Annotated in this window: 8 protein-coding genes and 1 pseudogene; 2 read left to right on the top strand and 7 right to left on the bottom strand. The window is 61.8% G+C overall.

The window, feature by feature from the left end; translation table 11 throughout:
- From X760_RS75315 to rpsL, 4 genes and pseudogenes are all read right to left on the bottom strand, one after another.
- Positions 1–75: pseudogene (locus X760_RS75315) on the bottom strand (elongation factor Tu); the annotation flags it as partial.
- A gap of 67 nt (positions 76–142) precedes the next feature.
- Positions 143–2233 carry an elongation factor G gene (fusA, locus tag X760_RS66920; RefSeq protein ID WP_023680448.1) on the bottom strand — a complete coding sequence of 697 codons (2091 nt, stop codon included), beginning with the start codon at positions 2231–2233 and terminating at the stop codon, positions 143–145.
- 30 nt (positions 2234–2263) lie between these two features.
- Positions 2264–2734 (bottom strand): 30S ribosomal protein S7, encoded by a 471-nt coding sequence (gene rpsG, locus X760_RS66915; RefSeq protein WP_008875664.1) that lies wholly within the window; start codon positions 2732–2734, stop codon positions 2264–2266.
- Positions 2735–2819: 85 nt separating this feature from the next.
- On the bottom strand, positions 2820–3191 hold the full coding sequence (gene rpsL, locus X760_RS66910) for a 30S ribosomal protein S12 (RefSeq protein ID WP_006333356.1): 372 nt from the start codon (positions 3189–3191) through the stop codon (positions 2820–2822).
- 462 nt (positions 3192–3653) lie between these two features.
- Here rpsL and X760_RS66905 point away from each other — a divergent pair, with 462 nt between their 5' ends.
- Together X760_RS66905 and X760_RS66900 are read left to right on the top strand one after the other, a co-directional pair.
- Positions 3654–3935, top strand: coding sequence for a transcriptional regulator (locus X760_RS66905; RefSeq protein ID WP_023721675.1), 282 nt, complete (start codon positions 3654–3656; stop codon positions 3933–3935).
- 90 nt (positions 3936–4025) lie between these two features.
- Positions 4026–4961, top strand: coding sequence for a Gfo/Idh/MocA family oxidoreductase (locus X760_RS66900; RefSeq protein ID WP_023721674.1), 936 nt, complete (start codon positions 4026–4028; stop codon positions 4959–4961).
- Positions 4962–4997: 36 nt separating this feature from the next.
- Here the strand turns inward: X760_RS66900 and X760_RS66895 are convergent, their stop codons facing one another.
- From X760_RS66895 to rpoC, 3 genes are all read right to left on the bottom strand, one after another.
- Positions 4998–5369 (bottom strand): hypothetical protein, encoded by a 372-nt coding sequence (locus tag X760_RS66895; protein ID WP_023721673.1) that lies wholly within the window; start codon positions 5367–5369, stop codon positions 4998–5000.
- A 38-nt stretch (positions 5370–5407) separates the two neighbouring features.
- Positions 5408–6073 (bottom strand): O-methyltransferase, encoded by a 666-nt coding sequence (locus X760_RS66890; RefSeq protein WP_023721672.1) that lies wholly within the window; start codon positions 6071–6073, stop codon positions 5408–5410.
- A gap of 84 nt (positions 6074–6157) precedes the next feature.
- On the bottom strand, positions 6158–10354 hold the full coding sequence (gene rpoC, locus X760_RS66885; protein WP_023721671.1) for a DNA-directed RNA polymerase subunit beta': 4197 nt from the start codon (positions 10352–10354) through the stop codon (positions 6158–6160).
- Positions 10355–10457: the final 103 nt, after the last annotated feature.

The following is a 10457-nucleotide window of genomic DNA, read 5'->3' as shown; positions in this document are numbered from 1 at the left end:
CTTGCCGTGGTCGACGTGACCAATCGTGCCAATGTTCACATGAGGCTTAGTGCGCTCGAATTTACCTTTTGCCATGTGATCTCTCCATTCCTGCCAGCCCGTGCGGGCCTTGAATTAAGTTACTGGTGCAACTCGTTTCGAGTTACGCGTATTTCTTCTGGACTTCCTGGGCGACCGCGGTCGGGACCGGTTCGTAATGGTCGAACTGCATCGTGTAGGCCGCGCGGCCCTGGCTCATCGAGCGAAGGTTGTCCACGTATTTGAACATGTTGGCGAGCGGCACCATCGCGTTGATGACCACCGCGACGCCACGGGCTTCCTGGCCCTGGATCTGGCCGCGACGGCCGTTCAGGTCGCCAATGACGCTGCCGACGTAATCTTCCGGCGTCACCACTTCGACCTTCATGATCGGCTCGAGCAACTGCACGCCCAACTTCGGCGCTGCTTCACGGAAGCAGGCGCGGCCGGCGATTTCGAAGGCCAGAACCGAAGAGTCCACGTCGTGGTAGGCACCATCGATCAGCGTCGCCTTGACGCCGATCATCGGGAAGCCGGCGAACGGGCCCGAGGTCATGACGCTGTTGATGCCCTTTTCGACACCGGGGATGTATTCCTTCGGCACAGCGCCGCCGACGATCTTGGTTTCGAACTCGAATTCGCTGCTTTCCGGATTCGGCTCGAACAGGATCTTGACGCGGGCGAACTGGCCGGTACCGCCGGTCTGCTTCTTGTGCGTGTAGTCCTGCTCGTGCTTGCGAGTGATCGTCTCGCGATAGGCCACCTGCGGCGCGCCGACATTGGCCTCGACCTTGAACTCGCGACGCATGCGGTCGACGATGATGTCGAGGTGAAGCTCGCCCATGCCGGAGATGATCGTCTGGCCGCTTTCCTCGTCGGTCTTGACGCGGAAGGACGGATCCTCGGCGGCCAGGCGGTGAAGGGCGAGGCCCATCTTTTCTTGGTCGTTCTTGGTCTTCGGCTCGATGGCGATCTGGATGACCGGATCGGGGAATTCCATGCGCTCGAGGATGACCGGATGCAGCGGATCACTGAGCGTGTCGCCGGTGGTCGTGTCCTTGAGACCAGCGAGGGCGACGATGTCGCCGGCAAAAGCCTCTTCGACGTCGGCGCGCGAATTCGCATGCATCTGCAGCATGCGGCCGATGCGCTCTTTCTTGCCCTTCACGGTGTTGTCGACCGAGATGCCCTTGGTGAGCTTGCCCGAATAGATGCGGGCAAAGGTGAGCGAACCGACGAACGGGTCGTTCATGATCTTGAAGGCGAGCATCGACAGCGGCTCGTTGTCGTCGGCATGACGCTCGATCTCGGCGTCGGTCTTGGCGTCGACGCCCTTGATGGCCGGGACATCGGCCGGCGACGGCAGATATTCGACGACGGCGTCGAGCAGCGGCTGCACGCCCTTGTTCTTGAAGGCCGAGCCACAGAACATCGGATAGAACTTCACCGCGATCGTGCCCTTGCGGATGAGCGCACGGATCTCGTCATTGCTCGGCATCTTGCCTTCGAGGTAATTCTCGAGCGCCGTTTCGTCCATTTCGACGGCGGCCTCGATCATCTTCTCGCGGTACTCTTCGGCACGAGCCTTGAGGTCGGCAGGGATCTCGACGATGTCCCAGGCAGCGCCCAGCGTCTCGTCGCGCCAGACCAGCGCGTTCATCTCAACGAGGTCGACGACACCCTTGAACTCGGTCTCGGCGCCGATCGGCAGCTGCATGACGACGGCATGCGCACCGAGGCGCGAACCGATCATCTCGACCGAGCGGTAGAAGTCGGCGCCGATCTTGTCCATCTTGTTGCAGAAGATCATGCGCGGCACGCGGTACTTGTCAGCCTGGCGCCAGACGGTCTCCGTCTGCGGCTCGACACCGGCATTGGCATCGAGCAGCGCGATGGCGCCGTCGAGCACGCGCAGCGAACGTTCGACCTCGATGGTGAAGTCGACGTGGCCGGGGGTGTCGATGATGTTGAAGCGATGCATCTTGCCGTCGCGACCCTTCCAGAAGGTCGTGGTGGCGGCCGACGTGATGGTGATGCCGCGCTCCTGCTCCTGCTCCATCCAATCCATGGTCGCAGCGCCGTCATGGACTTCGCCGATCTTGTGCGACTTGCCCGTGTAATAGAGGACGCGCTCGGTGGTCGTCGTCTTGCCGGCGTCGATATGCGCCATGATACCGAAATTGCGGTAGTCTTCGATTTTATATTCGCGGGCCATGGGAGGTGCCTCTTCAGTCTCGTTCGCGCTTTACCAGCGGTAGTGCGCGAAAGCGCGGTTGGCTTCTGCCATCTTGTGGGTATCTTCACGCTTCTTGACGGCGGTGCCGCGGTTGTTGGCCGCGTCCATCAGCTCGCCGGAGAGGCGGTCGACCATAGTGGTCTCGTTGCGGTTGCGGGCGGCGGCGATCAGCCAACGGATGGCCAATGCCTGACGGCGCTCGGGGCGCACGTCGACCGGAACCTGGTAGGTGGCGCCGCCGACGCGGCGCGAACGCACTTCCACATGCGGCGCGACATTGTCGAGCGCCTGATGGAAGACGGTGACCGGTTCCTGCTTGGTCTTGGACTGGACCTGGTCGAGCGCGCCGTAGACGATGGTCTCGGCAACCGACTTCTTGCCGTCATACATGACGGCGTTCATGAACTTGGTGACGATCAGATCGCCGAACTTCGGGTCCGGATTGATCTCACGCTTTTCTGCACTGTGACGACGGGACATTTTTTCTCTGCCTCAATTCTACGCGGTGGCCTGGATCCCGGATCGTCGCTTGACGCCGCCCGGAACGACCTTGGCTACGCTTCGGTCACTTCGGACGCTTGGCGCCGTATTTCGAACGGCGTTGCTTGCGGTTCTTCACGCCTTGCGTGTCGAGCACGCCGCGGATGATGTGGTAACGGACGCCCGGAAGATCCTTGACGCGACCGCCGCGGATCATCACCACCGAGTGCTCCTGAAGGTTGTGGCCTTCGCCGGGGATGTAACCGATCACTTCAAAACCATTGGTCAGGCGGATCTTGGCCACCTTGCGCAGCGCCGAGTTCGGCTTCTTCGGCGTCGTGGTGTAGACGCGCGTGCAGACGCCCCGCTTCTGCGGGTTCTGCTGCATGGCCGGGACCTTGTTGCGCTTCACCGGCGCAATGCGCGGCTTGCGGATCAGCTGGTTGACGGTAGGCATTAAACCCTCTTGTCTCTCAATTCCGTGTCTCGCCCGGTCAGGGCCGCTCAAAGCGTCATTTCCATACGCAAATTCGGGCCACAAACCGCGCCTCGCGGTCTTGCCCGAACAAATGGCAGAGGAAGCGGAAGCCGCTTCATGCACGCCGGAAATGTCTTTTCGCTCGTAAAACGAACCCTGTTTGAGGCAAACTCCAAAGCGTGTCGCTTCGGAAGCAAGAGCCTCACATCGGTTCTGACTGGGCGGCTTCTACTCGTATGGCCACTGTCCGTCAACCCCGGAGCGGCAAATATTGCGCTGAAACCGAGGCGTGGCAGCCATGCGAAAAATGCATGTAATTTTCTTGCGCCGTTTTTCAAGAGGAAGGCAGAAAGTGACCGGCTTGCGGCTGTTTCCGGGCCGTGCTTCGTGCGAAAAGGCGGCATGAACAGCCCAAACCCCCTCGCCCGGAGGTACGAACCCGTGAATGACAATGAGGAGCGCCCAGTCACCATTATTACCGGCCGGGTGTGGAAGCGCAAAGGCGGTAAGCCGGAAGGCGTGCATCTGATGCTGGTCGCGCCGGACGACGATTCTGCGGTGCGCCGTGCTCTCGAATCGCTTGCCGCGGAAGGTTATGCCGAGGCCGAGCTCGACCAGATCGGCGATATGGACGGCGTGCCCGACGACGAGCCGCATCTGTCCGCCTATCAGGGCGCGCTCGAAGGCGAAGTGTCGATCGTAACGTTCGATGTGCCGATCTGACCAGCCATGTGATTGTCGCGGTCTCGCCCTGCTTGCCCGGCATCGGTTCTCTGCTAAGAACCAAGCGCAATATCAACCTGCGGAGTCCCCATGTCCCTGAATAGCGATCCCATCAAGCTCGGCATTGTCGGCGTGGGAAAGATCGTTCGCGATCAGCACCTTCCGGCCCTGGCGAAGGACCGCGACTACCGCCTCGTCGCCGCCGCCAGCCGGCACGGCAAGGTGGACGGCATTGCGAATTTTCCCGATATCGAGGCGATGCTCGACACTGTGCCGGAGCTTGAGGCCGTATCGCTCTGCATGCCGCCGCAGTTCCGCTACGACGCGGCGCGCACGGCGCTGGCGGCGAAAAAGCATGTCTTCCTGGAAAAACCGCCCGGCGCCACGGTCAGCGAGGTCGAGGATTTGAAAGCGCTGGCGGTGGCGAACGGCGTCTGCCTGTTCGCCAGCTGGCACTCGCGCTATGCGCCGGCCGTCGAAGCAGCGCGTACATTCCTCAGCTCGACTACGATCAGGTCGGCCGCCATCAACTGGAAGGAAGACGTGCGCCGCTGGCATCCGAATCAGGAATGGATCTGGGCTCCCGGCGGCTTTGGCGTCTTCGATCCCGGCATCAACGCGCTGTCGATCGCCACCCACATCCTGCCACCGATGCTCATCAGTTCGGCAGAGCTCGATTTCCCCGAAAACCGCGCGGCCCCGATCGCCGCCCATATCGTCTTCCGTACTTCGAACGGTCTGCCGGTGACGATGGAACTCGACTGGCGCCAGACCGGGCCGCAAAGCTGGGACATCCTGGCCGATACCGAGGCCGGATCGATGGTGCTTTCTGGCGGCGGCTCAAAGCTCGCCATCGATGGCCGCGTCGTTCACGAGGAGCCGGAAGCCGAATATCCGATGCTCTACAAGCGCTTCGCCGAGATCGTGCGCGCCGGCGTTTCCGACGTCGACCTCGCGCCGCTCCAGCACGTCGCCGACGCCTTCATGCTCGGCAAGCGCAATGTGGTCGAAGCTTTTTTTGACTGACACTGACCCCGGTAGAGCGACCTTGAATGTTCCGGATCATCTTGGCTTGCGGTCCAGGAATTCTCCCGGACGAGGCGCAGAAGCAACGGGAGCCGTCCGGTGTCCTTGTTCAAGTTCGCTCATGACATGTTGAACCGCCACCTCGAGATCGGCCTGCCCCCAGCCAAGCTCGGTGATTTCTCCATATCGAATGAAATTTGAGCGGCCGAAACCACCTTCAATGTCATTGTAAGAAATCACGCTCCGGCCGATCAACGCTACGACCCAGATGCGATGATCACTCCCAGCAGGAGAGTGATGCAGCCATTCTTCCGGATCGATCTTGATCAGGTCCCAAAGCCTTCGCTGCCCAAAGCTCATACGATCTCGGCCAGTGTTGATCAATTCCCAGATGGTCGCCTCGTTCAATTGCCGATTCCTTAAAAAGCCAGCCGCCGGTGGCAGCTTCAACTGACGATCGCTATTGCAAAGCCGTCATAGCCCTTGGCGCCAACAGTCTGGATCGCGGTACCTTGCAGACGCTTGTCGCTGCCAATGAACGAGAACGCCGCGCGTGCCCCTTCGACATTGGCGTCGCGGCCATCTTCGTTCACCACCGCGCCGTCACGGATGACATTGTCGCAGACGATGACAGTCCCCGGCCTCGAAAGACGCATCGCCCAGGACAGATAGTGCTGGTTGTTCGGCTTGTCGGCGTCGATGAAGATGAAGTCGAACGGCCCGGCATTCTCGGCGCCTAACGCGGCAAGCGATTGAAGCGCCGGTCCGACCCGCAGTTCCACGCGGTCAGATACCCCTGCCCGTTCAAAGTTCGACCGCGCGACACTGGCGTGGTGCGGATCAAGCTCGAGCGTCACGACCTTGCCGTCCACGGGCAACGCTCGCGCCATCCAGATTGTCGAGTAGCCGCCCAACGTGCCGATTTCGAGTACCTTCTTCGCTCCCTGCATTCGCGCAAGAAGTGACAGCAGCTTGCCTTGTGCCGGGGAAACATCGATCGGCGGTAGGCCGTGGTCATGGTTGGCCGCCAGAACGGCATCGAGGGCGGGATCCGCCTCGAAAAGAGCCTCGACAATGTAGCCGTCGACAGAAGCCCAGATCCTCCTGCTCATCCGTTGTCCTCCGATCCGATTGGGGAACCACAATGCGAAAAGGGGCCACTTGGGCCCCTTTTCTATCTTCTCTTACTTGCGCGCTTACTGCGCGGCGGTAACCATGTCGGTCAGCATCGGCTCGGCGACCTCGACGCCGGACGCCTTGCGGCGCTCGTCGATGATCAACTCGTCGCGCGAGGTGGCGATGCGCCGGATCTGGCTCATCGTGCCGCCGGTGCCGGCCGGGATGAGCCGGCCGACGATGACGTTTTCCTTCAGCCCCTGCAGCATGTCGGTCTTGCCGGCAACCGCAGCTTCGGTCAGCACCCTCGTCGTCTCCTGGAAGGAGGCGGCGGAGATGAAGGACGGCGTCTGCAGCGAGGCCTTGGTGATGCCCAGCAGCACCGGCTGGCCTTCGGCCGGCTTCTTGCCCTCCTCGACCAGGCGCTCGTTGACCTCTTCCAGTTCGATCACGTCGACGTGGTCGCCCGGAATGTAGGTCGAATCGCCCTGCGTGGTGATCTCGACCTTCTGCAGCATCTGGCGAACGATCACCTCGATGTGCTTGTCGTTGATCGACACGCCCTGCAGGCGGTAGACCTCCTGGATCTCGTTGACGAGGTAGGAGGCAAGCGCCTCCACGCCCTTGATCGCCAGGATGTCGTGCGGCGCCGGATTGCCGTCGAGGATATAGTCGCCCTTCTCGATGACGTCGCCGTCCTGGAGATGGAACGGCTTGCCCTTCGGGATCAGGTATTCGACCGGCTCAAGCGTCGAGTCATGCGGCTCGATGATGATGCGGCGCTTGTTCTTGTAGTCGCGACCGAAGCGGATCGTGCCATCGATCTCGGCGATGATGGCGTGATCCTTCGGACGGCGTGCCTCGAACAGTTCGGCCACACGCGGCAGACCGCCGGTGATGTCCTTGGTCTTGGCGCTTTCCATCGGAATACGCGCCAGCACGTCGCCGGGGCGAACCTGTGCGCCGGGTTCGACCGAAAGAATGGCCTCGACCGAGAGCAGGAAGCGGGCGTCGCCACCCTTCGACAGCTTGCCGACCTTGCCCTTGGCATCCTGGACGACGATCGCCGGCTTGAGGTCGTTGCCGCGTGGCGTCGAACGCCAGTCGATGACCTCGCGCTTGGTGATGCCGGTCGATTCGTCGGCGGTTTCCTGAACGGAAATGCCATCGACCAGATCTTCGAACGCCACCCTGCCCTCGATTTCGGTGAGGACCGGGCGGGTATAGGGATCCCACTCGGCAATACGCTGGCCGCGCTTCACCTTGTCGCCATCGTCGACGAAGATGCGCGAACCGTAGGTGACGCGGTGCGTGGCGCGTTCCTTGCCGGCCTCGTCGAGGATCAGCACCGCCATGTTGCGACCCATGACCATCAGCTGGCCGTCGGAGTTGCGCACCACGTTGCGGTTGCGGATCTCGACCTTGCCCTCGTACGAGGCTTCAAGGAACGAGGAATCCACCACCTGCGCCGTGCCGCCCATGTGGAAGGTACGCATGGTGAGCTGGGTGCCCGGCTCGCCAATCGACTGCGCCGCGATGACGCCGACAGCCTCGCCCTGGTTGACAGGCGTGCCGCGGGCCAGATCGCGTCCGTAACAGACCGCGCAAACGCCGACCCTGACCTCGCAGGTTAGCGCCGAACGGATGCGGACAGACTGCACACCGGCCTTTTCGATCAGTTCCACGTCACGCTCGTCCATCAGCGTTCCGGCCTTGACCAGAACCTCGCCGGTGACCGGGTGAGTGATATCGTCGAGCGAGGTGCGGCCGAGAACGCGCTGACCAACCGAAGCGACGACCTGACCGGCATCGACGATCGGCTGCATGGTGAGGCCCTTGTCGGTGCCGCAGTCGAGCGAGTTGACGATGCAGTCCTGCGCCACGTCGACAAGACGACGCGTCAGGTAACCCGAGTTCGCCGTCTTCAAGGCGGTGTCGGCCAGACCCTTGCGGGCGCCGTGGGTCGAGTTGAAGTACTCGAGCACGGTCAGGCCTTCCTTGAAGTTCGAGATGATCGGCGTCTCAATGATTTCACCGCTAGGCTTGGCCATCAGGCCGCGCATGCCGGCGAGCTGGCGCATCTGGGTGGGCGAGCCGCGCGCACCGGAGTGCGACATCATGTAGATCGAGTTCATCGGCTTCTGACGGCCGTTGTCCTCGAACTCGACCGCCTTGATGCGGGCCATCATTTCGTCGGCGACCTTTTCCGAGCACTTGGCCCAGGCGTCGACGACCTTGTTGTACTTCTCGCCCTGGGTGATCAGGCCGTCATTGTACTGCTGCTCGTATTCCTTGGCCAAAGCCTCGGTGTCGGACACCAGCTTGATCTTGGCATCCGGGATCAGCATGTCGTCCTTGCCGAACGAAATGCCGGCACGGCAGGCGTGGCTGAAGCCGAGAGCCATGATGCGATCGCAGAAAATGACCGTCTCCTTCTGACCGCAATGGCGGTAGACGGTGTCGATCATCTTGGAGATGTTCTTCTTGGTCATCTCCTGGTTGGCGGTCTCGTAGGGCACGTTGACGTTCTTCGGCAGCAGCTCGCCGATGATCATGCGGCCAGGCGTGGTGTCGTGGATCTTCGATACGACCTTACCGTCGGCGTCGACCGTGCGGAAGCGCCCCTTGATCTTGGAATGCAGCGTTACCGCCTTGGTCTCGAGCGCATGCTGGAGCTCGCCCATATCGGCAAACACCATGCCCTCGCCCGGCTCGTTCTGGTTGACGATCGACAGATAGTAGAGACCGAGAACCATGTCCTGCGACGGGACGATGATCGGCGCGCCGGAAGCCGGGTGCAGGATGTTGTTGGTCGACATCATCAGCACGCGAGCCTCGAGCTGCGCTTCCAGTGACAGCGGCACGTGGACCGCCATCTGGTCGCCGTCGAAGTCGGCGTTGAAGGCCGTGCAGACCAGCGGGTGAAGCTGGATCGCCTTGCCTTCGATCAGGATCGGCTCGAACGCCTGGATGCCGAGGCGGTGCAGCGTCGGCGCGCGGTTCAACAGCACCGGATGCTCGCGGATGACCTCGTCGAGGATATCCCAGACCTCCGGACGCTCCTTTTCGACCAGCTTCTTCGCCTGCTTGACGGTCGAGGAGTAACCCTTGGCGTCGAGACGGGCGTAGATGAAGGGCTTAAACAGCTCGAGCGCCATCTTCTTCGGCAGGCCGCACTGGTGCAGCTTGAGCTCGGGACCGGTGACGATGACCGAGCGGCCGGAATAGTCGACGCGCTTGCCGAGCAGGTTCTGGCGGAACCGGCCCTGCTTGCCCTTCAACATGTCGGACAGCGACTTCAGCGGACGCTTGTTGGCGCCGGTGATGACGCGGCCGCGGCGGCCATTGTCGAACAGCGCATCGACGGCTTCCTGCAGCATGCGCTTTTCATTGCGCACGATGATGCCGGGCGCGCGCAGCTCGATCAGCCGCTTCAAGCGGTTGTTGCGGTTGATGACGCGGCGGTAGAGGTCGTTCAGATCCGACGTAGCGAAACGGCCGCCGTCCAGCGGGACAAGCGGACGCAGATCCGGCGGGATCACCGGAACCACCTTCATGATCATCCATTCCGGACGGTTGCCGGATTCCATGAAGTTCTCGACGACCTTGAGACGCTTCAGATACTTCTTCTGCTTGAGCTCGGAGGTGGTCGAAGCCAGTTCCGAACGCAGATCGCCGGCGATCTTCTCGAGGTCCATGCCGGCCAGCAGGTCGTGGATCGCCTCGGCGCCGATCATGGCGGTGAAACTATCCTCGCCATATTCGTCGACGGCCATCATGTACTCTTCCTCGCTGAGCAGCTGGTGCTCCTTCAGCGCGGTGAGGCCGGGTTCGGTGACGATGTAGTTCTCGAAGTAAAGGACCCGCTCGATGTCCTTCAGGGTCATGTCGAGCAGCGTGCCGATGCGCGACGGCAGCGACTTCAGGAACCAGATGTGGGCGACCGGTGCCGCCAGCTCGATATGGCCCATGCGCTCGCGGCGGACGCGCGACAGCGTGACTTCGACGCCGCACTTCTCGCAGATGACGCCCTTGTACTTCATGCGCTTGTACTTGCCGCACAGGCACTCATAGTCCTTGATCGGACCAAAAATGCGCGCGCAGAACAGGCCGTCACGCTCCGGCTTGAAGGTGCGGTAGTTGATGGTCTCCGGCTTCTTGATCTCGCCGAATGACCAGGACAGAATCTTCTCAGGGCTGGCAAGCGAGATCCGGATGGAATCGAACACCTGCGCAGGCGCCTGGGGGTTGAAGAGATTCATGACCTCTTGGTTCATGCCGTTCTCCTTTTCGGGGTCCTCGAAAACCCCTTGCATCTAGCGCGGGCCAAACGCCCGCCGACTTGATCGGCCATCGGCCGAGAATTTGGTGCGTCCGGTC

Origin of the sequence: Mesorhizobium sp. LSHC420B00 (assembly GCF_000503055.1) — a bacterium.
Taxonomy (GTDB): Bacteria; Pseudomonadota; Alphaproteobacteria; order Rhizobiales; family Rhizobiaceae; genus Mesorhizobium.
This window is presented reverse-complemented; position numbering and strand designations above follow the sequence as displayed.

Excerpts from the sequence above, each read along its gene's own strand:
- fusA (WP_023680448.1), bottom strand. The coding sequence starts at position 2,233 with ATGGCCCGCGAATATAAAATCGAAGACTACCGCAATTTCGGTATCATG.
- rpsG (WP_008875664.1), bottom strand. The coding sequence starts at position 2,734 with ATGTCCCGTCGTCACAGTGCAGAAAAGCGTGAGATCAATCCGGACCCG.
- rpsL (WP_006333356.1), bottom strand. The coding sequence starts at position 3,191 with ATGCCTACCGTCAACCAGCTGATCCGCAAGCCGCGCATTGCGCCGGTG.
- X760_RS66900 (WP_023721674.1), top strand. The coding sequence starts at position 4,026 with ATGTCCCTGAATAGCGATCCCATCAAGCTCGGCATTGTCGGCGTGGGA.
- X760_RS66890 (WP_023721672.1), bottom strand. The coding sequence starts at position 6,073 with ATGAGCAGGAGGATCTGGGCTTCTGTCGACGGCTACATTGTCGAGGCT.
- rpoC (WP_023721671.1), bottom strand. The coding sequence starts at position 10,354 with ATGAACCAAGAGGTCATGAATCTCTTCAACCCCCAGGCGCCTGCGCAG.